This window comes from Gryllotalpicola ginsengisoli DSM 22003, from assembly GCF_000419445.1.
Taxonomy (GTDB): Bacteria; Actinomycetota; Actinomycetes; order Actinomycetales; family Microbacteriaceae; genus Gryllotalpicola; species Gryllotalpicola ginsengisoli.
The window spans coordinates 136,027-156,665 of record NZ_AULK01000006.1 but is presented as its reverse complement, the minus strand read 5'-3'; the positions used below and the strand labels follow the sequence as shown (position 1 = coordinate 156,665).

Here is a 20,639-nt window from a genome sequence, read left to right as displayed (position 1 = left end):
CGGACACATTCCGAACCCGGAAGCTAAGACTCCCAGCGCCGATGGTACTGCAGGGGCGACCCTGTGGGAGAGTAGGACACCGCCGAACACCCATTACGAAGACCCCGTCCAATGGACGGGGTCTTCGGCATTTAACGATCAGCCGAGTCGGTCTCGTTGATGCGGAGAACGATCTTGCCGCGGGTATGGCCTGCCTCGAGCTTTTGGTGCGCCGCCGCCGCGTTGCGGAGCTCGAACATCTCGTCCACGTGGACTCGGACCGAGCCCTGCTCGAGAAGGCGAGAGATCACCGCCAGGGTGGCGGCGTCGGGCGCGGCCTTGAAGGTCGTGCCTCGCACTCCGGCTGCTGCGCAGTCGGCGGCGAAGCCGTCCCAACTGCCTGTGGGCACGTTGATGATCAGGCCCCCGGTGCGGAGCACCGCGAGTGAGCGCTTGCCGGTGTTGTCGTGCACATTGCCGATGAGGTCGATGACGACGTCGACAGGTTCGAGCTCGTCTTCGAAACGCTGCGTGGTGTAGTCGACGACTTCGGCGGCGCCCAAAGATCGGAGCCACTCGAGGTTGCGTGCCGATCCCGTCGCAATGACGTGGGCTCCGAAGTACGAGGCGAACTGGATGGCGAAGTGTCCCACGCCGCCGGCTCCAGCGTGGATGAGGATCCGCTGACGCTCGTGCGCTTTCGCCTGCTCCACAATCAGTCCCCACGCCGTCAAGGCCGCGAGGGGAACGGCCGCTGCCTCGGAGTGCGAAAGCCCGACCGGCTTCGGCGCAATGCAGCGGGATGGAACAGAGGCGAATTCCGCGTAGCTGCCGGAGTATCGAGGGACGGGGATCATTCCGTAGACGGCATCGCCAGGCTGGAGCGGAAAGCCCTCGTAGGGGGCTTCGACCACGACGCCGCTGAAGTCGTGCCCGAGCACGGCCGGGAAGTCCCGCACCGCCGCCGCGACACCGCGGCCACCGCGAGTCTTGGCATCCAACGGGTTGAGCCCGGCCGCCGCGATCCGTACAACGACCTCGTCGTTGATCCGCAACGGGCGGGGCACCGTGACCAGCCGCAGAACCTCGGGCCCCCCGAACCCCTCGATGGCCGCGGCGCTCATCGTCTCGGTCAAAGGCCCACCTCCATGGCTTCGCTGCCAGCGAGCCTACTGGCGGCGTATTACGTTGCCATTGCGCGCGTATGACGCTGGGCCAGGGCCTCAATGGCGTCCGAGAGTCGGGCGGCAAGGGCGACCAATACAGCGATCTCGTCGTCATCGCGGTCGACCCATCGGCACTCCGGTTCGCCTACGGGAACGAATTCTTCGTGCCGCTCCCAGACGAAGAGGGTGCGTTCGGCGCCGAGTACGTACTGCTGCCACCACACCTGACGCAGGTAGTGCCGTGGGATGCCGCGCCACGACTTGTTCGTCGTCTTGATCTCCGCCAGCTCCAAGGTGCCATCCGGGCGCTGCACCAGCCCGTCAGGGGTGGCGAGATGTTGGGGCATCCGCTCGGCATGAAATAGGAGCGTGGACGGCGCGATGCCGTGGTTCTCGAGGACCCAGGCGGCGATCTCGGGCTCGCGTGCACGGCCGTGCTCGGTGTAGGCATTGCCGGTGAAGCGCGAGCCGTACCACTTCTCCCGGGCGGCATGCTCCACCGATCGCGGGGTGGACAGCTTGGCGACGTCGGTGGCCGTGATCCCGCGATTGCGGGCACGCAGCCAGGCAACTCGATCGCTCGAGTCGGCGACCACGCGGTCGAGGTACGCAGGTCGCGCGGGTTGCTGCGCGTCGAAGAGGGACAGCAGCAACTGGGTCATGGAACGCTATTCTCCCAGGGCGGCCGTGTAGCCGAGGCGGCGACGCGCCTCGTCGATGATCCGCAGGGTGGCGATCGCCTCCGAGAACGGATGCAGTGGGGAGTCGTCGAGGCCGTCGCTGACGTAGCGGGCCAGTGCCGCGGCCTCGAACGCCATGCCTCCGCCGCCCGAGATGGCCGGGTGGCCCGGGTACCGTTCGGTTTCACCGTCGGCAGGGATGAAGGTCAGGGCGGACGGCGACCAGAACGGCGCGTCGATCTCGATGCGGCCCTCCGTTCCGGAGATCGTCGCGGTCCATGGGGTGCGCGCCTCGACGCCCACGTGCAGGAGCGCATGGGACGAGGCATCCGCTTCGAGGAGCAGGGAGACCTGGGCGTCGGTACCGGTGGGCGCGAGCGAGCCGGCGACGTGGATCTTCGGATCGTGGGTCAACGCAGGCAGCGCGAACTGGGCGAAGGAGATCGGGTACACGCCGAGGTCGAGTAGGGCGCCGCCCGCCTTGTCGGGGTCGAACATGCGGCTCGCCGGGTCGTAGTCGGCTTTGACGCCGAAATCTGCAGTCACCAGCCGGATATCGCCGAGAGCGCCGGACGAGATGAGCCGGCGTGCCACGTCGATGTGCGGCAGGTAGCGAGTCCACATCGCCTCCATCAGGAACACGTGGGCGTCGCGGGCGGCGTCGTGCATGCGTTGCGCCTGGTCGGCTGTGAATGCGGCGGGCTTCTCGACGAGCACGTGCTTGCCCGCTTCGATCGCGAGCAGGGCGAGCTCGAGGTGCGCGTTGTGCGTGGACGCCACGTAGACGACGTCGACGTCGGGGTCGCCCACGAGGGCGGCGTAGGTCTGGTGCGCTCGTTCGATGCCGAACTGGTCAGCGAATGCGCGGGCGCGGTCGTGCGACCGCGAGGCGACGGCGACGACGCGCTGGCTCGAGTGCTCCTGCAGGGCGCTGACGAAGCTGCGGGCGATGCCGCCCGGTGCCAGCACTCCCCAGCGCAGGCTGGGGGCGTCGGCTGGGTCGGGGAAGCCGGGCTCGGGAAGGGTCATCGGCGACGTCCGTTCTCTTGGGGTTCTTTCGATCCTGGCCGTGGTCGGTCCGGTTCGTCCAGCCCGCGCCGCGGTGGGCGGCGGTGTGTTGGAATGAAGCAGCGGCCGCGCCGGTCGCGCCCCCGATCACTCGAAGAAGAGGACAACTGTGACCGAGTCACTGCTCTCCGTGCAGCTCTACACCGTGCGCGAGGCGCTCCAGGACGATCTGGCGGGCACGCTGGCCCGCCTGGCGGAGCTGGGCTTCACCCAGGTCGAGCCGTTCAACATCATGGGCCTCGACAGCCTTGAAGACGGTCTCGCCGCCGCGGGCCTCGCCAGCCCGACCGCGCACCAGCGTTTTGTGGGAGAGGATCTCGGCCCGATCTTCGACAGGGCCGCGGCGCTGGGGGTGCAAACGCTGATCGACCCGCACATCGACGAATCCCGCTGGCGGACCGCCGGCGAGATCGCGCGGATCGCCGACGATCTCGCGGCCGCGGCCGAGGCCGCTTCTGCGGTCGGACTGAAGGTCGGCTATCACAACCACGCGTTCGAGTTCGAGACGAAGGTCGACGGGTCGACCGCCTATGACATCTTCGTCGAGCGCCTGCCGGAGAACGTCTTCCTCGAGCTGGACACCTACTGGGCCGCCGTCGGAGGCAGCGATCCCGTCGCGCTGCTGAAGGAACTGGGCGACCGCGTCGTCGCGCTGCACGTCAAGGACGGCCCTGCGACGCATGAGAACAAGGACCAGGTCGCGGTGGGCCGGGGCAGGCTGCCGATCCGAGCCATCATCGACGCGGCGCCGAATGCCCTGCGCGTGATCGAACTCGACGACTCGCGAGGCGATCGATTCACGGCGGTCGCCGACAGCGTGGCCTTCCTGAAGCAGGAGGGCCTCGCGTGAGCGGCGCGGGCCGCGTCGGCGTCGGCGTCATCGGGGCGGGCAACATCAGTACGCAGTACCTGACCAATCTGACCGCGTTCCCCGACGTCGAGGTGCGGTTCGTGGCCGACCTCGACCTCGACCGGGCTGAGTTCCAAGCCCAGGCCTTCGGCGTGCGCGGCTTCGGAACCGTCGACGAGCTGCTCGCCGACCCCGAGATCGAGATCGTCGTCAACCTCACCATCCCCAAGGTGCACGCCGAAGTCGCTCTCCGGGCGCTCGAGGCGGGCAAGCACGTGTGGACCGAGAAGCCGATCGCGTTGGACCGCGAGAGCGGCCGTCGGCTGCTCGAGGAGGCGCGGGCCAGAGGATTGCGAGTGGCCGGCGCGCCGGACACGTTCCTCGGAGCCGGCATCCAGACGGCGCGCCGCCTCGTCGAGAGCGGAGCGATCGGCGCGCCGATGACCGCGCTGACCCTCATGCAGCAGCCGGGCCCGGAGTCGTGGCATCCGAACCCGGACTTCCTGTTCCAGGAAGGTGGCGGGCCGCTGTTCGACGTCGGCCCCTACTACGTTACGGCGCTGATCCAGCTGTTCGGGCCGGTGAAGCGCGTCGCCGCTGTCGCCTCCCGCTCGAAGACCGTCCGCACCATCGGCTCAGGTCCTCGCGCCGGAGAGACCTTCGAGGTGACCGTGCCCACGCACGTCACCACGGTGTTCGAGTTCGAGGGCGGCCAGACGTCGCAGAGCATCTTCAGCTTCGACTCGAAGATCAAGCGGACGCTGTTCGAGGTGACCGGTGTCGACGGCGCTCTCGAGGCCAACGACCCGAACATGTTCGTGGGTGATCTCGTGCTGCACACGGATGCGCCCGAGCCCGAAGTCATCCCGACCGAGGGTGAGAAGGCGGCGCGCGGCACAGGGGTCGTCGAGCTCGCCCGTGCCATCCGCGCCGGTGTGCCCGAGCGCGCGTCGGGGGAGCAGGCGTTCCATGCCCTGGACATCATGGTCTCGACCATCGAGGCGGCGGATCGCGGCGAATGGGTCCCGGTCGAGAGCACGTTCACCCCCACCCCGCCGCTGCCGGAGGACTGGTCGCCCGCCGTGGCGACGCTCTGACGGGCTCTGCCGGGAGGCGGCGGTGTTCAGCGGGCCGGCTGGATTTTGAAGATTTCGGCGCGGCGGCGGATGACCTCGGCGCGGGCCAGGCGCGGCTTGTCGCTGCCGTCGCGGATGACGCGGCCGTCCTCCTCGAAACGCTGCAGGAAGTCGAGGGCCCACGCGACGTCGGCCGGCGACGGGCTCATCGACTCGTTGATCACGGCGGGCTGCTCCTGGTCCAGGCACAGCTTGCCGGTCATGCCCAGCGCGACCGCGTCGGCCGCCTGCTCGCGCAGGACCGGGTGCGTGCTCGCGACCGTCGGACCGTCGATCGGCCCGGGCAGGCCGCCGATCCGGCTGGCGAGCACCAGCCGGGTGCGCGGGTAGGCCATCGCCAGCGGCGTGTTGAACGCCCCAGTGTCCCGGCGGTAGTCGCCCGAGCCGAACGCAAGCCGGAACGCCCCGCGGGCCCGGGCGATGTCCACCGCGTCTTCGATGCCGAGCGCGGACTCGATCAACGCCACCACCGGAGTCGCCCCGCCGAGGCGCTGGAAGGTGTCGGTCACCTGCTCCGCCGCCTCGGTCTTGGCCAGCATCACCCCGTTGAGCCCCGGCACCCCGGCCAGGGCCGCGATGTCGTCGGACCAGTCGACCGTGGTCCAGTCGTTGATGCGCACCCAGGCGTTGCCGCCGCCGGCCAGCCAGTTCACGACGTTCTCCCGCGCCACGGTCTTCAGCGACTCGTCGATCGCATCCTCGAGGTCCAGCACGATCTGATCGGCCCGACCAAGCTGAGCGTGGTCGAACTGCGCAGTCTGCAAAGCCGACACCAGCTGCCACGAGCGCGCGTTCTTCCCATCGACCCGCGTCGATTCACGCAGTCGGCGGCGGTCGTCGAGGGCGGTGTCGGTCATGCGGTCTTCTCCAGTTCGTGATGCCGCCCGAGCCGGGCGATGTGCAGCTCGGTCTGCGCCAAGGCGGAGTCGAGCAGGTAGTGCGACAGGTTCTCCCACCCCATGCTCCAGTAGAGCTGCGAGGCGACCTGCCAGACTGACGGGCGGTCGAGCCGGTCGAGTACGGCCGCGACCTCGGCGGTGCGGCGAGCGTGGTGCGCGGCCAGGCGCTCGCACCGCGCCCGGAGGCCGAGGAAGCGGTAGCCGTGCCCCGGGCACACCTGATGATCGTCGAATCCGATCACCTTGTCGAGCGAGACGAGGTAGTCGGAGATCGGATTGCTCGGCGCAGGGCCCCCGAGACCGAGACCCGGATTCATCAGGGGCAGCACATGGTCGCCCGTGAAGAGCAGCTTCCGCTCGGCGTCGCGCAGGCACATGCTGCCGTAGGTGTGGCCCGGGGTCCAGATCACCTCGAGCATCCGATCGCCGAGTTCGAGCACGTCGCCCCCATCGACCAGACGGTCGGCGGCGATCGCGGCCTTGGTGAAGCGTTCCTCGGTGATGCGCGCGAGCTCGTCGCGCCGCGCCCGGGGCACGCCCCAACGGTCGAAGCGCTCAGGGTCGGCCCCGCCGAACTCTCCGTCGATGGCGGCCTGTTCGAGGCGGTGCAGTACGACCGCTGCTCCCGTCGCGCGCTGAACGCGCTCGGCCATGCCGAGGTGGTCGAAGTGCAGGTGGGTGGCGATGACGGTACGGATGGCGGAGACCGACGTTCCGAGCGCGGCGAGCAGCCCCTCGAGCCGCTGCCAGTTGGCGTCGGTGTCGACGCCCGGGTCGATCAGGTGGACGCCGCCGTCGCCGTCGAGCAGAACGTATCCGAGCGTGTAACGCAACGGCTGGCCCTCGCTCGGGAACTCCACCGGCATCGTCCACACGCCGTCCGCGACGCGCACAGGCTCAGGGATCGCGTCGCTGGTGGCGGCCGCCCGCTCGGCGGGATCGAGAATCACCTCAGTCGTCATCGCAACCTTCCCGGTCTTCGGTGACCGTTGCCACAGAGCCTAATGCGTGCATTCCGTGTGTTTGATCGGGCAACAGGGCCGAACAAACGTGGACGGTACCCACGCGCGAGCGCCAGGATGGCGTCATGGTCAATGTTCGCACCACGAAGCTGGGCATCATCGGGGCCGGTGCGGTCGGCACCTCGCTGGCCTATGCCGCGCTCATCCGCGGTGCGGCCGACGAGGTGGCGATCCAGGACGTCAATGCGGCGCGTGCCGAGGCGCAGGTGCTGGACCTCGCGCACGGCACCCCGTTCGCCCACGCCACCCGGATCATCGGCGGCGGGGACCTCGACGTGATCGCCGGCTCCGACGTGATCGTGATCACGGCGGGTGCGAGCCAGCAGCCCGGCCAGAGCCGGCTGGACCTCGTCAACACCAACGCCGACATCATCCGAACGCTGATGCCGCAGCTCGTGCGGCGCGCTCCCGACGCCGTGTACCTGCTGGTCACCAACCCCGTCGACGTGCTCACGGTCGTGGCCACGGATGTCGCGGGCCTGCGTCGGGGGCAGGTCATCGGCTCAGGCACGACACTGGACAGTTCGCGGCTGCGCTGGCTGGTGGCCGAGCGCGCAGGCGTCGCGCCGCGTGACGTGAGCGCGATGATCCTGGGCGAGCACGGGGACAGCGAGTTCCCGCTCTGGTCGCGCGCCGCGGTGGGCGGGTCGCCGATCAGGCGGTGGGCCGACGAGGACGGGCGGTTGATCTTCGACGACGCCGCCCTCGGGGAACTCGCGAGCGCCGCCGTGCAATCGGCCTACGCGATCATCGCGGGGAAGGGCGCGACCAACTACGCGATCGGGCTGGCGGCCTGCCGCATGGTGGAAGCCGTCCTGCGGGACGAGCACATGGTCACCCCGGTCTCGATCGTGCTGCGCGACTACCTCGGCGTCGACGGCATCGCTCTCAGCGTGCCGTGCGTGCTCGGCAGCGGCGGCGTGCAGCGGGTGCTGCACGTGGAGATGGACGCTGGCGAGCAGGCCGCGTTCCTGCGCAGCGCCGAGGCGATGCAGGCTGTGCTGGAGGAGATCGGCCAGCTGTGACCAGTGCGCTCACAGGTTCCCCATAAGCTCGGCATAGGCGTTCCGAAAGCCGCGGCGCATAATCGGCAGAATGAGCACGGACCTGTCTGAATCGCGCACCGCGCAGGCGCACCTCCACCACCCCGACGGCTCGCCCATCCGGATCCTCGTCGTCGACGACGAGAACACCCTGACCGACTTGCTTCAGATGGCCCTCCGCTACGAGGGCTGGGAGGTGAAGAGCGCGGGCACGGGCCACCAGGCCGTGACCCTGGCACGCGACTTCAAGCCGGATGCCGTCGTGCTCGACATCATGCTTCCCGACTTCGACGGACTGCAGGTCATGCGTCGCATCCGTGAGGGCGGAAACGAGACCCCGGTGCTCTTCCTCACCGCGAAGGACTCGCTCGACGACCGGATCGCGGGGCTCACCGCGGGCGGTGACGACTACGTCACCAAGCCGTTCAGCCTCGAGGAGCTCGTGGCGCGCCTGCGCTCGCTGCTGCGCCGCTCGCGCGCGCTGGTCGCCGACACCGCCGACCCGCGCATCGTCGTCGGGGACCTCGTGCTCGATGAGGACAGCTACGAGGTCACCCGGGGCGGCGAGCAGATCAACCTCACGGCAACCGAGTTCGAACTGCTGCGCTATCTCATGCGCAATCCGCGCCGGGTGCTTTCCAAGGCGCAGATCCTCGACCGCGTCTGGTCGTACGACTTCGGCGGCACCTCCAGCGTCGTCGAGTTGTACATCTCGTACCTGCGCAAGAAGATCGACGCCGGACGCAAGCCGATGATCCACACGGTGCGCGGCGCGGGATACATGGTCAAGGCCGCAGAATGACACGCGAGGCGCCGGGGCCCGCGGTAGCCTCGGTGCCCATGACGACGGCACGGCGGTTCGCCGGCGAGCAGTTGTGGGCCCGCCTGCGCGAAGGCCTGCGGCATCCGTTCCGGTCCTGGACCCTGCGGCGCAAGCTCGTGCTCACCATCGTCGCGGTCGTCGCCGTGCTCGGACTGCTGATCGGGTGGGTCAGCGTCGCGCTGCTGAACGGCTATCTGATCAATCGCGTGGACTCCCAGCTGAAGCTCGCGATCACCCGGGCGGACAACGCGGCCAGCCAGTCCCTCTACCAGGGCCAGGGCGTGCCGAGCGCGAGCAGCCTCGTGCAGATCTCCGGCCAGCCGGGCGGCACCATCGGCGTGCTGCTGCGCGGGACGACCTGGATCGACGGACGGTATCTGCCGACCGGCTCGGACACGGGGGCGAAGCCGATCTCGGACGAGTCCCGCGCCAGGCTGATGGCACTGCCGACCGACGACCACCCGACGACGATCTCCCTCAACCTGGGCGGACAAGACACCGAGTACCGCGTTGCGGCCGTGCTGCTGCCCGACCAGGCGACGACGCTGGTTATGGGCCTGCCGATGGCAGAGGCCGAGGCGACCACCGCCCGACTCGTCTTCATCATGGTGATCGTCACCGCCGCCGCGGGACTGGCGTCCGCCGGCGCCGCGCTGATCATCATCCAGCTCTCGCTGCGGCCCCTGGACCGCGTCGCCGACGCGGCGACGACAGTCTCGACGCTTCCGCTCGACCGCGGCGAGGTCGCGCTCGCGGTGCGGGTCGAAGACGAGGACACCGATACGCGGACCGAGGTCGGGCGAGTGGGCAGTGCGTTCAACGCGATGCTCGGCCACGTGGCATCCGCCCTTCAGGCGCGCGAGTCGAGCGAGCGCAAGGTGCGCCAGTTCGTCTCGGATGCGTCGCACGAGCTGCGCACGCCGCTCGCGTCGATCCGCGGATATTCAGAGCTGACCCGACGCAGCGGCGAGGAGATCCCGCCCGATGTGCAGCACGCGATCGGCCGCATCGAGTCCGAGGCGAAGCGGATGACGGCGATGGTGGAGGACCTTCTGCTGCTGGCCCGCCTCGACGAGGGCCGGGAGCTCGATCGCGAGCCGGTCGACCTGTCGATGCTGCTGATCAACCTGCTCTCCGACGCCCACGCCGCCGGCCCCGACCACATCTGGCGCCTGGACCTGCCGGAAGAGCCGATCGAAGTGATCGGAGACCAGCCGCGCCTGCACCAGGTGTTCGCGAACCTCCTCACCAACGCGCGCGTGCACACTCCGCCGGGCACGACCGTGACTCTCGCGTTGGCGGCGACGGACGACGCGGCCGAGGTCTCCGTGAGCGACGACGGCCCGGGCATCCCGCCAGAACTGCAGCCGCTGCTCTTCGAGCGCTTCGCCCGCGGTGACAGTTCGCGCTCGCGCAACACGGGCTCGACGGGGCTCGGCCTCGCCATCGTCCGCGCCGTCGTCGACGCGCATCACGGTTCCATCGTGGTCGAGAGCGAACCGGGTCGCACGGTGTTCCGTGTGCGACTTCCGCGGTCGGTGGTTGGATAGGAACGCCCACCGAAACGATTCGACCCGAAGGAGCCGTCGATGAAGATCGCCCTGACCGGAGGAAGCGGCAAGCTCGGCCGCACTGTGCTCGCCCTGCTGCGCGAGGCCGGCCACGACGTCACCAACCTCGATCGCGCCGGCGAGCGCGGTCCCGGTTTCCTGCGCGTCGACCTCACCGACTTCGGCGAGGTGATCTCGGCGCTGTCCGGCGTGCGCGACGGCGCCTACCCGGATCAGCCGGCCGCATACGATGCCGTCGTGCACCTGGCGGCGATCCCCGCGCCGGGCGTGGTCAGCGATGCGGCGACCTTCCACAACAACGCGCTGGTCACGTTCAACGTGTTCCACGCGGCGACGCGCCTCGGCATCCGCAACATCGTCTTCGCCTCCAGCGAGACGCTGCTCGGCCTGCCGTTCACCTCGACCCGCCCGCCGTACATCCCGCTCGACGAAGAGGTCGAACTGCCGGAGTCGGTCTACGCGCTGAACAAGCTGCTCGAGGAGAAGCAGGCGCAGCAACTCGCCCGCTGGTACCCGGACCTCAAGATCATCGGGCTGCGGTTCTCCAACGTGATGGACGTCTCGGACTACGCGGGATTCCCCGCGTTCGACGCCGACCCGCAGCTGCGGCGATGGAACCTGTGGGGCTACATCGACGCGCGTGACGGCGCGCAGGCGGTGCTCAAGGCGCTCGAGTACCAGGCGACGGGATTCGACCGCTTCATCATCGCCTCGCCCGATACCGTGATGAGCCGGCCGAACGCGGAGCTCGTCGCCGAGGTGTACCCGGACGTCGAGGTGCGCGGCGAGCTCGGCGTCAACGACACTCTGCTGTCGATCGAGAAGGCGAAGCGCGTGCTCGGGTACGACCCGAAGCACACCTGGCGCGACCACGTGTAGGGCACGGGTCTCCATTCGCGCTGCGCGCGAGTCGACCGGCGGGGGGCTGCGCGGTGAGCGGCGGGGCGGCCGATTTGGCGGGGGCGGATGCGCCGGGTTACGATTGGCGCAAGCCAAAGACCGCAGGTTTCCGGCATGCCGTGAGAACGGAGCCGGACCAAGGTCCTCGAAAGAGGCGACCCGCGCAGGTTTGCGAAGTGACATGCAGTTTCGGGCGTCCGCCCATTCACTGTTCCAGCTCCGTGCGCCTGCGCCGGAGCTTTTTTCTTTTCCTTCTCCCTGTGGGCTGCGGCCGCCCGAGGCATCCGTCTCGGGTGTCGAAATCATAAGGAGTGGCCATGGCGAACAAGGAAGCCGCGGTTGCCGAGCTGACGGAGAAATTCCAGAGCTCGACCGCCGTTCTGCTGACCGAGTACCGCGGTCTGTCTGTTGCGAAGCTGCGCGAACTGCGTCGCTCCATCAGCACCGACGCGTCGTACGCCGTGGTGAAGAACACGCTGTCCAAGATCGCAGCGAACAACGCCGGTATCTCGGCGTTCGACGACGAGCTCGCCGGCCCGTCTGCGATCGCGTTCGTGCACGGTGACCCGGTCGCCGTCGCGAAGGGTCTGCGCGACTTTGCCAAGGCAAACCCTCTCCTCGTGGTCAAGGGCGGCTATTTCGATGGCAAGCCGCTGACCGCCGAAGAGGTAGGCAAGCTCGCCGACCTCGAGAGCCGTGAGGTTCTGCTGGCCAAGCTGGCCGGCGCCTTCAAGGCCTCGCTGTTCGGAGCCGCATATCTGTTCAACGCGCCGCTGTCGCAGGCCGTCCGCACGGTCGACGCACTGCGCGAGAAGCAGGAGTCCGCTGCGTAACTCCGGGTCTTTCGCGGGTCTCCATTCGCGCTTCGCGCGAGTCGACCGGCGGGAAACCGGTTCGCAAGCGGTGAGTACATCACTAGCAATTAGGAGAAGAGAAAATGGCAAAGCTTTCCACTGAGGAACTGCTTGACGCGTTCAAGGAGCTCACGCTCATCGAGCTGAGCGAGTTCGTGAAGAAGTTCGAGGAGACCTTCGAGGTCACCGCCGCCGCCCCCGTCGCGGTCGCTGCTGCTCCCGCCGCCGGTGGCGCGGGTGCGGGCGCCGAGGAGGCCGAGGAGAAGGACTCCTTCGACGTCATCCTCGAGACCGTGGGCGACAAGAAGATCCAGGTCATCAAGGTCGTGCGCGAGCTGACCTCGCTTGGCCTCGGCGACGCGAAGGCCGTCGTCGACGGTGCTCCGAAGCCGGTGCTCGAGGGCGCCAACAAGGAGACCGCGGAGAAGGCGAAGGCCGCTCTGGAAGAGGTCGGCGCCACCGTCACCCTCAAGTAGTCCCCTCCCGGCACGCCGGGATGACTGCCCTAGGGGCGTCGCGCTCCACACAGCGCGGCGCCCCTTTTCCAGGTTGAAATAGATAGTTCAGCTATATAAACTAGTGGCATGGAGCGCGGGAGTGAGTTGCGGGGGTTGCTGAGCGACCTCGTGCAGGCGAACTCCCGGCTCGTGCGGATGGCCGCGCGCGAGACGGGCAGCACCGAGTCGTCGGCGACCTGGCGCACGCTGGGCCTGCTGCAGCAGCAGAGCCCGCTGCGCATCGGCGAGCTCGCCGAGCTCAGCCGCGTCGCCCAGCCGACGATGACCAAGATCGTCGCCGGGCTCGTCGAGCGAGGCTGGGCCGAGCGGGTGCACGACCCGGACGACGCGCGTGCGTCGCAGATCGGCCTGACCGCCGCGGGGGCGGCGGCCGTCGACGAGTGGCGGGCGACGCTCGCATCCGCTCTCTACCCGTACTTCGCCGACCTCGACGAGGCCGACCTCGAGGCGCTGCGGCGCACGGTGCGCCTGCTCGAGAGCCGCGTCGACCGCAATCAACCCACGACCATGGAGGTGGCGCGCTAGATGGCGCACGAAGAGAGTACCGGATCGATCCTGAAACAACCGATCGCCGTGTGGGCGATCGCATTCGCCTGCGTGGTGTCGTTCATGGGCATCGGGCTCGTCGACCCGATCCTGCCCGCCATCGCCGAGGCGACGAAGGCGACCGCGACGCAGACCGAGCTGCTGTTCACCACCTACCTGCTGATCACGGGCGCAGCGATGTTCTTCACCAGCTGGCTGTCCAGCCGCATCGGCGCCAAGCTGACGCTGCTCATCGGCCTCGCTGTGATCGTCGTGTTCGCGGCCCTCGCGGGCGCAAGCGGCACCGTGGGCGAGATCATCGGATTCCGCGCCGGCTGGGGCCTCGGCAACGCGCTGTTCATCTCCACCGCGCTCGCCAGCATCGTCGGCGCCGCGGCGGGCGGCGCGGCCAACGCCATCATCCTCTACGAGTCGGCGCTGGGCCTCGGCCTGGCGATCGGCCCCCTCGTGGGCGGCCTGCTCGGCAACGTGTCCTGGCGCGGGCCGTTCTTCGGCACCGCGGTGCTCATGGCCATCGGCTTCGTCGCGATCATCACCATGCTGCGCGGGCCGCAGAACAAGCCGGCGCCGACTCCGCTTTCCGCGCCGTTCCGCGGGCTCGCGCGGCCGGGCCTGGCCGTCATGGCGGTCGCCGCGCTGTTCTACAACATGGGCTTCTTCGTGCTGCTGGCCTGGACGCCGTTCGCGCTGCAGGCGCTCGGCATCGCCGACGCCCTGTCGCTCGGCTACATCTTCTTCGGCTGGGGGGTGGCGCTCGCCATCACGTCGGTGTTCGGCGCGCCTCTGCTGACGGCACGGATGCGCCGCACCACGGTGCTGCTGATCGTGATCCCCCTGCTTGCGATCACCGAGCTGCTCGCGGCGTTCCTGCACGCGCACGCGGCGGCCCTCATCGTGCTCGTCGTCGTGGGCGGCCTGTTCTTGGGGATCCTCAACACGGTGCTCACCGAATGCTCGATGGAGGCGACCGACCTGCCGCGCCCGGTCGCGTCGAGTGCGTACTCGGGCGTCCGCTTCCTCGGCGGTGCGGTCGCTCCTCCGCTCGCGTCGTGGCTCGCGGGCGTGTCGGGCTCGACGGCCACGCCGTTCTACTTCGGCTTCGGCGTGCTCGTGGTCTCGACGCTCGTCGTGCTCATCGGCCGCGGTGCGCTGAAGCGCGCCGACGGGACCGAGGAGCACACGATGGAGGTCGCGGAGGCGATCGCGGTCGGCGACGCGGACTGAGGTCGGGTCTCCATTCACGCCTGCGGCGTGAGTCGACCGGCGGGGTGGGGGTCTCCCCTCACGCTTCGCGCGCGTCCGCCGGCGGCGCGGCGGTGCTCCCGCGCTCGATGAGCGTCGTGGGCACCCGCACCGAGGCGCGGCCGCCGGCGCCCGCCAGCTCGTCGAGCGTCATGCGGGCGGCGAGCCGGCCCTGACCGTACGGATCCTGCGCCATCGTGGTGAGGGCGAACACCTCGGCGAGCTCATGGTCGTCGATGCCGATCACCGACACGTCGCGGGGCACCTCGAGCCCGAGCTCTCGGGCCGCGAGGATCACGCCGATCGCCATCTCATCGCTCGCGGCGAAGACGGCCGTCGGCCGGTCGGGTTCCTGGAGCAGCCGCAGCGCGGCGTCGCGTCCGCGGGTGATCTGGAAGCCGCCGGACGCGAGCCACGGCTCGGGGACGTCCAGTCCGGCGGCGCCCATGGCGCGCAGGAATCCGCGTCGCCGGCTCGCCGGCACCCGCTTGTTCAGCCCGTGCTCGTCGTCGCCGCCGAGGTGTGCGATGCGCCGGTGGCCGAGCCGGATGAGGTGCTCGGTCGCGGCCCGCGCGACCCCGAACTCGTCGATGCCGACGTGCCGCAGCCCGGGCACGGGGCCGCCGACCACCACCGTCGGATGGCCGAGGGACGCCAGCTGCCTGCGCTCCTCCGGGGTGAAGTCGAGGCACAGCGCGATCACCCCGTCGGTGCGCTTGCGCAGGATGGAGCGGTGGAACACCCGGTCGCGATCCTGCCCCTTGAGGCCCAGGTTGAACAGGATCGTGTCGTAGCCGACCGCGCGCAGCTCGGCGTCGATGCCCTCGAGCACGGTGGTGTAGAACCATCGGCTCACATTGGGCAGCACCACTCCCATCGCCAGGGTGCGGCCGGTCGCCAGCCCGCTCGCCGCCGACGACGCGACATAGCCCAGCCGCTCGGCGGTCGCCATGACCAGGTCGCGCGTGGCCGGAGAGACATTGGGAAGCCCGCGCAGCGCGCGCGACACCGTCGCGGTCGAGACTCCACTAGCTCTGGCGACGTCGTCGATACTCGTCAAGGGATCCCCCCCAGGCGGTGGAGACCGGTGCGCCGCCTCGGGCCTCGGCGGCGAGCATCCGTCGTCTGATCGTGACGAGCAGTGCCAGCGCGGCGACCAGGCCGAGCAGGGTGAGCGCCCAGCCGAGCGCCGGCGCGCCGGTCAGTTCGCACACGGCCGTCACGACGAAGAACGCGGCGGCGAAAAACCCCACGATCCCGAGGCAGATGTCGAGGACCTCGATCGCTTTCCAGTTCAGCATGCTCAGCCCTTCACGCCGCCCGCGGTGAGGCCCGCGACGATGCGACGCTGGAAGATGAGCACCAGGATCACGAGCGGGACCGTGACGATCGTGCCGGCCGCCATCACGGCCGTGTACGGCTCCTGATGCGGCAGGCTGCCGGTGAACGAGGCGATGGCGACCGTCACCGGCTGCGTCTTGTCGCTGGACAGCTGGCTCGAGATGAGGAACTCGTTCCACGAGGAGATGAAGGCCAGGATCGCGGTGGTGAACACGGCGGGCGCCGCGAGCGGCAGGATCACCTTGCGGAAGGCCTGTGCCGACGTGCATCCGTCGATGCGCGCCGCCTCCTCGAGATCCCACGGCATCTCGCGCAGGAACGAGGTGAGCGTGTACACCGTCAGCGGCAGCACGAAGGAGATCTCGGGGATGATCAGTGCCTGATAGGTGCCCATCCAGCCGATGTTCGTGAACAGCTGGAACAGCGGCGTCAGCAGCGCGACGCCCGGGAACATCGACGCGCCCATGATCACGCCGAGCACGATGCCCTTGAAGCGGAACTCGATGCGGCTGAGCGCGTAGGCGGCGAAGGTGCCCACCAGCAGGGCGATGATCGTGACGGATGCGCCGATGATGAGGCTGTTCAGCAGCGCCTTGCCGAGGTGGTTGCCCCAGTGCGTCGACAGCGCCGTCACGTAGTTGTCGAGCGTCACGTGGGTCGGCCAGGGCGTCGTGTCGAAGGTGTACCCGACATCGCGGAACGAGGTGACGACCATCCAGTAGAACGGCAGCAGGCACCACAGCACGATGATGATCGCGCTGATCCAGGTACGGATGCTCGACCAGCGGCGCCGGGAGACCGACGCCCGGTTCACGGTGGGCTCGAGGGCTGCGGTGGTCACTTGAGCTCCCCCTTCTGCTGGGCCTGCGTGGTCTGCACCACGTTCGCGCCGAGGAAGCGCACGAACAGGAACGCCACCAGGAAGATGAACACGAACACGATCGTCGACAGCGCGGAGGCCGCGTTCGGCCCTTGCCGCATCTGCTGCACGACGAGCACCGACCAGGTGGCCGTCGCGTCGCCGCCGCCGAAGATCGCCGGCAGGTCGTACATGCGCAGCGCGTCCAGGATGCGGAACAGCACGGCCACCAGCAGCGCCGGTCGCACGAGCGGGAGGGTGATCGTCCAGAACGACTTCCACGTCGTCGCGCCGTCGACGCGCGCTGCCTCGTAGACCTCCTCGGGGATGAGCTGCAGGCCGGCGAGGATCAGCAGCGCCATGAACGGCGTGGTCTTCCACACGTCGATGATGATGATCGCGATGCGCGCCGGCCAGTCGTCGCTGGTCCACAGGATCTTGGTCGCGAACAGCGAGTTCACGATGCCCGCGACCGAGAAGATGAAGAACCAGAGCTTGGCGGTCACCGCCGTGGGGATGGCCCACGGCACGAGGATCGCGGTGCGCACCAGGGAGCGGCCGTGGAACGCGCGGTTCATGATGATCGCCATCCAGAAGCCGAACACCGTCTCGCAGATGACCGTCACGACCGTGAAGAAGAAGGTCGTGAAGGTCGACGACCAGAACTGCGCACCCAGGTTGCCGGGCGGGCAGGAGGTCGTGCCGCCGTCGCTCGTCGGACACTGCTGCAGGAGCCAGTGGGTGAAGTTGCTGATGCCGGCGAAGCCGCCCTGGACGAAGAATCCGGTGGCGGCGTCGAGGCCCGCGTCCTTCTGGAACGCCATCACGATCGCGCTGACGATCGGGTAGCCGATGACGACCGCGAGCAACACGATCGACGGGATGATCAGGAAGAAGGCGTTGCGGTTGCGGGCGCGCTGGGCGCGCGCCAGACCGCCGCGCTGCTGCCTGGGGCTGCGGGGCGGCGCGCCGGAATCGCGCGCCGCCCCCATCGCGGTGCTGGACATACCCGACCCGCTAGCTGCCCGACCCTGCGGTCTTGATGGCCTTCTGCATGTCGCTCAGCGCCTGATCCACCGTCTTCTCACCCTTGAGGGCGGCGAAGGAGTTCTCCTCGATCGCCTTGGTGATCGCGGGGTAGAAGGGGCTGACCGGACGCGGCACGGCGTTCTCGATCGAGGTCTTCAGCGTGCTGAGGTACGGCAGCTGCTTGTTCAGCTCGGGGTCGTCGTACAGCGATGCGAGAGCCGGGGCGTTGGACGCCTTGACGACGGCCTCGCGCTGGATCTTCTCGCTCTCCATGAACTTGATGAAGTCGACCGCGGTGGCCTTGTGCTTCGAGTACGCGCTCACGGCGATGTTGTGACCGCCCAGGCTCGAGGCGCCGGTTCCGTCCAGGCCGGGAAGCGGGGCGACCGCGAACTTGCCCTTGACCTTCGAGGACCCGTCGGTCGAGGCCAGCGAGTAGATGTACGGCCAGTTGCGGTGGAACAGCAGCTGCCCGGCCTCGAACGCCTGCCGGCCCTGCTCCTCCTGGTAGGTCAGCGCCTCCTTCGGGATGTCGCCGTCCTTGAACGCGTCCACGAGCATCTCGAGGCCCTTCTTGGCCTCGGGCGTGTCCAGCGTCGGCGTCTTGCCGTCCTTGCCGACGATGGTGCCGCCCGCCGTGTTGATCGCCTCGGCGACGTTCACCGTGAGGCCCTCGTAGTCGGCGTACTGGCCGGCGTAGCATCCGATGTTGTTCGCTTTCGCGATCTTGCAGTCGGCCATCATCTCGTCCCACGTCTTCGGCGGCGTCTTAATGAGGTCGGTGCGGTAGTAGAGCAGGCCGCCGTCGGTAACCCAGGGGGCCGTGTACAGCGTGCCGTTGTAGGTGCCGGCCTCGACGGTCGGCTTCAGCATCTTCGAGGTGTCGATCTTGAGGTCGCCGGTGAGCGGCTGCAGCCAGCCCTTCGCGGCGAACTCGGCGGTCCAGATCACGTCGACCGCGACGACGTCGTAGCCGGAGTCCTTCGCCTGGAAGTGCTGCACCAGGTCGTCGTGCTGCTGGTCGGCGTTGTCGGACTGCTCCTTGAAGGTGACCTTCTCGTCCGGATGGGCCTTGTTCCACTCCGCGATGATCGGGCGGATCAGGTTGTTGTTGTCCTTGCCCTGGACGTAGGTGATGGGGCCGCGGCCCGAGGTGTCCTGATTCTGGGCGTTGCTGCCGCCGCCGGACGAACAGCCGGCGAGGGCGAGCGCGGCGGCCGAGACGAGTGCGAACCCCGCGGCGAGCCGGGTTCGGCGTGATGCTTTCATGACACTCCTCATTGAGCTTGATTGCATGGTGCCCGCATGGGGGACTTCCAGGAAAAGTAATGCATCGGCTGTGCACCTGCAAGCGCTTGACGCAAGCGCTTGCACGCCGATAGAACGGTGCACCGTCGGCCGCTGACGTCCACCGCAACCGGAAGGAACCCGATGGAGCAGAGCTCTCCCGCAACCGTCGCATCGCCGCACAAGGAGCCGTCCGGCTCGCGCACCGGCTGGTGGCGCGACGCGGTGATCTACCAGATCTACCCGCGTTCGTTCGCCGACGCCGACGGCAACGGGATCGGCGATCTCGAGGGCGTGCGCCAGCACCTCGACCACCTCGAGCGGCTCGGCGTCGACGCCATCTGGCTGAGCCCGTTTTACCGCTCCCCGCAGGCGGACGCGGGCTACGACGTCGCCGACTACCGCGACGTCGACCCCCTGTTCGGCACGCTCGACGACTTCGATCGGATGCTGCGCGAAGCGCACGAGCGCGCGCTGCGCGTGATCGTCGACCTCGTGCCGAACCACACCAGCAGCGCGCACGAGTGGTTCAAGCTCGCCACGCTCGCGGCACCGGGCAGCCCCGAGCGCGACCGCTACCTGTTCCGCGACGGCCGCGGCGAGCACGGCGAGCTGCCGCCGAACAACTGGAAGAGCGTGTTCGGCGGCCCCGCCTGGACACGCATCGAAGACGGCACGGAGAACCCGCAGTGGTACCTGCACCTCTTCGACGCCGGGCAGCCGGACCTGAACTGGCGCAACCCCGAGGTGGTCGCCGAGTTCCACGACGTGCTGCGGTTCTGGTTGAAGCGCGGCGTCGACGGCTTCCGCGTCGATGTGGCGCACGGGCTGATCAAGCAGGCGGACCTGCCCGACCTGGTCGGCCACGAGGGGCCGGCGCGTGCCGACGAGCTCGGCCCGATGTGGGACCAGGACGACGTGCACGAGATCTACCGCGGCTGGAACCGGGTGCTGCACGAGTTCGGCGACGACAAGATCCTCGTCGCCGAGGCGTGGGTCGCGAACTCCGAGCGCCGCAGCCTGTACGTGCGCCACGACGAGATGCAGCAGGCGTTCAACTTCGGCTACATGCAGGCCGGCTGGGATGCCGCGGCCATGCGTGCCGAGATCGACGAGTCGCTCGCCTCCAACGCGCTCGTCGACGCCACCACCACGTGGGTGCTCTCCAACCACGACGTGGTGCGGCACACCTCCCGCTTCGGCCTGTCGGACCCGACCCGGTGGACGCACGGCATCGGCCCCGACGAGGAGCAGCCCGATCTCGAGCTCGGCCTCCGCCGCGGCCGCGCCGCGACGCTGTTCATGCTCGGCCTGCCCGGCAGCGCCTACATCTACGAGGGCGAGGAGCTCGGCCTGCCCGAGCACACCACCCTGCCGGCCGAGGTGCGGCAGGACCCCACCTTCTTCCGCACCGGCGGCGAGCAGACCGGGCGCGACGGATGCCGCGTGCCGCTGCCCTGGGACTCGACCAAGCCCGCCTTCGGCTTCTCCCCGACCGGCGCCAGCTGGCTGCCGCAGCCCGCGATCTTCGGCGAGCTCGCCCCCGACCGGCAGGACGGCGTGCCCGGTTCCACGCTCGAGCTGTACCGGTCGGCGCTCGTCGCCCGGCGCGAGCTCGACCTGGGCGGCGGCTCGCTGACCTGGCGGCAGAGCCCGGAGGGCGTGCTCGACTTCGACAACGGCGAGGTGCGGGTCGTGCTGAATACGACCGAGGAGCCGGCGGCCGTCGGCGAGGCATCCGTCATCGTCGAAAGCGTGCCCGGCGCGTACGCGGACGGGACGCTCGCGCCGAACGCGGCCGTCTGGCTGCGCTGAGGCGGCGCTCC

21 protein-coding genes and 1 rRNA gene are annotated in these 20,639 nt (G+C 69.0%); 12 read left to right on the top strand and 10 right to left on the bottom strand.

What is annotated here, in order from left to right; all coding sequences use genetic code 11:
• A 5S ribosomal RNA gene (gene rrf / locus H563_RS17455) occupies window positions 1–88 on the top strand; the annotation flags it as partial.
• Window positions 89–131: 43 nt separating this feature from the next.
• Here the strand turns inward: rrf and H563_RS0111950 are convergent.
• Genes H563_RS0111950 through H563_RS0111940 form a run of 3 tightly spaced genes read right to left on the bottom strand, consistent with a single transcriptional unit; the run spans window position 132 to window position 2,854 of the window.
• The gene (locus tag H563_RS0111950; protein WP_022882842.1) at window positions 132–1,115 is read right to left on the bottom strand and encodes an NADP-dependent oxidoreductase; all 984 of its coding nucleotides are present in this window, start codon (window positions 1,113–1,115) and stop codon (window positions 132–134) included.
• A gap of 47 nt (window positions 1,116–1,162) precedes the next feature.
• The gene (locus tag H563_RS0111945; protein ID WP_022882841.1) at window positions 1,163–1,807 is read right to left on the bottom strand and encodes a YqaJ viral recombinase family protein; all 645 of its coding nucleotides are present in this window, start codon (window positions 1,805–1,807) and stop codon (window positions 1,163–1,165) included.
• Between the two features lie 6 nt (window positions 1,808–1,813).
• Complete coding sequence (locus H563_RS0111940; protein ID WP_022882840.1) at window positions 1,814–2,854, bottom strand: Gfo/Idh/MocA family protein; 1,041 nt, start codon at window positions 2,852–2,854, stop codon at window positions 1,814–1,816.
• 148 nt (window positions 2,855–3,002) lie between these two features.
• Here H563_RS0111940 and H563_RS0111935 point away from each other — a divergent pair, with 148 nt between their 5' ends.
• Both H563_RS0111935 and H563_RS0111930 read left to right on the top strand, forming a co-directional pair.
• Window positions 3,003–3,743: a sugar phosphate isomerase/epimerase family protein gene (locus tag H563_RS0111935; protein WP_022882839.1), complete on the top strand. Its 741-nt coding sequence runs from the start codon at window positions 3,003–3,005 to the stop codon at window positions 3,741–3,743.
• Window positions 3,740–4,840, top strand: a complete 1,101-nt coding sequence (locus H563_RS0111930; protein WP_022882838.1) for a Gfo/Idh/MocA family protein — start codon at window positions 3,740–3,742, stop codon at window positions 4,838–4,840. Before H563_RS0111935 ends, H563_RS0111930 begins: the two co-directional genes overlap by 4 nt.
• A 26-nt stretch (window positions 4,841–4,866) precedes the next feature.
• Here the strand turns inward: H563_RS0111930 and H563_RS0111925 are convergent, their stop codons facing one another.
• Window positions 4,867–5,736, bottom strand: a complete 870-nt coding sequence (locus H563_RS0111925; protein ID WP_022882837.1) for an HpcH/HpaI aldolase/citrate lyase family protein — start codon at window positions 5,734–5,736, stop codon at window positions 4,867–4,869.
• The gene (locus tag H563_RS16455) at window positions 5,733–6,740 is read right to left on the bottom strand and encodes an MBL fold metallo-hydrolase (RefSeq protein ID WP_022882836.1); all 1,008 of its coding nucleotides are present in this window, start codon (window positions 6,738–6,740) and stop codon (window positions 5,733–5,735) included. Before H563_RS16455 ends, H563_RS0111925 begins: the two co-directional genes overlap by 4 nt.
• Window positions 6,741–6,865: 125 nt before the next feature.
• Between H563_RS16455 and H563_RS0111915 the strand changes: the two genes are divergently transcribed.
• The 8 genes from H563_RS0111915 to H563_RS0111880 all read left to right on the top strand — a co-directional run bounded on the left by H563_RS0111915 (window position 6,866) and on the right by H563_RS0111880 (window position 14,279).
• On the top strand, window positions 6,866–7,825 hold the full coding sequence (locus H563_RS0111915) for an L-lactate dehydrogenase (protein ID WP_022882835.1): 960 nt from the start codon (window positions 6,866–6,868) through the stop codon (window positions 7,823–7,825).
• 70 nt (window positions 7,826–7,895) lie between these two features.
• Entirely contained in the window at window positions 7,896–8,645 is a 750-nt protein-coding gene (locus H563_RS0111910) for a response regulator transcription factor (RefSeq protein WP_022882834.1), read from the top strand.
• A 38-nt stretch (window positions 8,646–8,683) separates the two neighbouring features.
• Window positions 8,684–10,216, top strand: coding sequence for a sensor histidine kinase (locus H563_RS0111905; RefSeq protein WP_155865210.1), 1,533 nt, complete (start codon window positions 8,684–8,686; stop codon window positions 10,214–10,216).
• A 39-nt stretch (window positions 10,217–10,255) separates the two neighbouring features.
• On the top strand, window positions 10,256–11,116 hold the full coding sequence (locus H563_RS0111900) for an NAD-dependent epimerase/dehydratase family protein (RefSeq protein ID WP_022882832.1): 861 nt from the start codon (window positions 10,256–10,258) through the stop codon (window positions 11,114–11,116).
• Window positions 11,117–11,454: 338 nt separating this feature from the next.
• A complete protein-coding gene (rplJ, locus tag H563_RS0111895; protein ID WP_022882831.1) occupies window positions 11,455–11,970 on the top strand; it encodes a 50S ribosomal protein L10 in 516 nt (171 codons plus the stop codon).
• Window positions 11,971–12,074: 104 nt separating this feature from the next.
• Window positions 12,075–12,467 carry a 50S ribosomal protein L7/L12 gene (rplL, locus tag H563_RS0111890; RefSeq protein ID WP_022882830.1) on the top strand — a complete coding sequence of 131 codons (393 nt, stop codon included), beginning with the start codon at window positions 12,075–12,077 and terminating at the stop codon, window positions 12,465–12,467.
• Window positions 12,468–12,575: 108 nt separating this feature from the next.
• A complete protein-coding gene (locus tag H563_RS0111885) occupies window positions 12,576–13,034 on the top strand; it encodes a MarR family winged helix-turn-helix transcriptional regulator (protein WP_022882829.1) in 459 nt (152 codons plus the stop codon).
• Window positions 13,035–14,279: an MFS transporter gene (locus tag H563_RS0111880; RefSeq protein WP_022882828.1), complete on the top strand. Its 1,245-nt coding sequence runs from the start codon at window positions 13,035–13,037 to the stop codon at window positions 14,277–14,279.
• Window positions 14,280–14,337: 58 nt separating this feature from the next.
• On the opposite strand, the gene H563_RS0111875 is transcribed toward H563_RS0111880, so the two are convergent.
• From H563_RS0111875 to H563_RS0111855, 5 genes are read right to left on the bottom strand one after another with little or no spacing between them, the layout of a single operon-like run.
• Window positions 14,338–15,357: a LacI family DNA-binding transcriptional regulator gene (locus tag H563_RS0111875; RefSeq protein WP_022882827.1), complete on the bottom strand. Its 1,020-nt coding sequence runs from the start codon at window positions 15,355–15,357 to the stop codon at window positions 14,338–14,340.
• The gene (locus H563_RS16450) at window positions 15,326–15,598 is read right to left on the bottom strand and encodes a hypothetical protein (RefSeq protein WP_022882826.1); all 273 of its coding nucleotides are present in this window, start codon (window positions 15,596–15,598) and stop codon (window positions 15,326–15,328) included. The genes H563_RS0111875 and H563_RS16450 overlap by 32 nt, the downstream gene beginning before the upstream one ends.
• A 2-nt stretch (window positions 15,599–15,600) precedes the next feature.
• Window positions 15,601–16,452, bottom strand: coding sequence for a carbohydrate ABC transporter permease (locus H563_RS0111865; RefSeq protein ID WP_407635322.1), 852 nt, complete (start codon window positions 16,450–16,452; stop codon window positions 15,601–15,603).
• 23 nt (window positions 16,453–16,475) lie between these two features.
• Complete coding sequence (locus H563_RS0111860) at window positions 16,476–17,504, bottom strand: carbohydrate ABC transporter permease (RefSeq protein ID WP_022882824.1); 1,029 nt, start codon at window positions 17,502–17,504, stop codon at window positions 16,476–16,478.
• A 10-nt stretch (window positions 17,505–17,514) separates the two neighbouring features.
• Window positions 17,515–18,795: an ABC transporter substrate-binding protein gene (locus H563_RS0111855; RefSeq protein ID WP_022882823.1), complete on the bottom strand. Its 1,281-nt coding sequence runs from the start codon at window positions 18,793–18,795 to the stop codon at window positions 17,515–17,517.
• 162 nt (window positions 18,796–18,957) lie between these two features.
• On the opposite strand from H563_RS0111855, the gene H563_RS0111850 reads away from it, so the two are divergent.
• Window positions 18,958–20,628, top strand: a complete 1,671-nt coding sequence (locus tag H563_RS0111850) for a glycoside hydrolase family 13 protein (protein ID WP_022882822.1) — start codon at window positions 18,958–18,960, stop codon at window positions 20,626–20,628.
• Window positions 20,629–20,639: the final 11 nt, after the last annotated feature.

What these genes read in the sequence shown, in the direction of transcription:
- H563_RS0111900 (WP_022882832.1), top strand. Translation starts at nt 10,256, where the DNA reads ATGAAGATCGCCCTGACCGGAGGAAGCGGCAAGCTCGGCCGCACTGTG.
- H563_RS16450 (WP_022882826.1), bottom strand. Translation starts at nt 15,598, where the DNA reads ATGCTGAACTGGAAAGCGATCGAGGTCCTCGACATCTGCCTCGGGATC.
- H563_RS0111880 (WP_022882828.1), top strand. Translation starts at nt 13,035, where the DNA reads ATGGCGCACGAAGAGAGTACCGGATCGATCCTGAAACAACCGATCGCC.
- H563_RS0111940 (WP_022882840.1), bottom strand. Translation starts at nt 2,854, where the DNA reads ATGACCCTTCCCGAGCCCGGCTTCCCCGACCCAGCCGACGCCCCCAGC.
- H563_RS0111905 (WP_155865210.1), top strand. Translation starts at nt 8,684, where the DNA reads ATGACGACGGCACGGCGGTTCGCCGGCGAGCAGTTGTGGGCCCGCCTG.
- H563_RS0111915 (WP_022882835.1), top strand. Translation starts at nt 6,866, where the DNA reads ATGGTCAATGTTCGCACCACGAAGCTGGGCATCATCGGGGCCGGTGCG.
- rplL (WP_022882830.1), top strand. Translation starts at nt 12,075, where the DNA reads ATGGCAAAGCTTTCCACTGAGGAACTGCTTGACGCGTTCAAGGAGCTC.
- H563_RS0111910 (WP_022882834.1), top strand. Translation starts at nt 7,896, where the DNA reads ATGAGCACGGACCTGTCTGAATCGCGCACCGCGCAGGCGCACCTCCAC.
- H563_RS0111850 (WP_022882822.1), top strand. Translation starts at nt 18,958, where the DNA reads ATGGAGCAGAGCTCTCCCGCAACCGTCGCATCGCCGCACAAGGAGCCG.
- H563_RS0111945 (WP_022882841.1), bottom strand. Translation starts at nt 1,807, where the DNA reads ATGACCCAGTTGCTGCTGTCCCTCTTCGACGCGCAGCAACCCGCGCGA.
- H563_RS0111855 (WP_022882823.1), bottom strand. Translation starts at nt 18,795, where the DNA reads ATGAAAGCATCACGCCGAACCCGGCTCGCCGCGGGGTTCGCACTCGTC.
- H563_RS0111885 (WP_022882829.1), top strand. Translation starts at nt 12,576, where the DNA reads ATGGAGCGCGGGAGTGAGTTGCGGGGGTTGCTGAGCGACCTCGTGCAG.
- H563_RS0111925 (WP_022882837.1), bottom strand. Translation starts at nt 5,736, where the DNA reads ATGACCGACACCGCCCTCGACGACCGCCGCCGACTGCGTGAATCGACG.
- rplJ (WP_022882831.1), top strand. Translation starts at nt 11,455, where the DNA reads ATGGCGAACAAGGAAGCCGCGGTTGCCGAGCTGACGGAGAAATTCCAG.
- H563_RS16455 (WP_022882836.1), bottom strand. Translation starts at nt 6,740, where the DNA reads ATGACGACTGAGGTGATTCTCGATCCCGCCGAGCGGGCGGCCGCCACC.
- H563_RS0111860 (WP_022882824.1), bottom strand. Translation starts at nt 17,504, where the DNA reads ATGTCCAGCACCGCGATGGGGGCGGCGCGCGATTCCGGCGCGCCGCCC.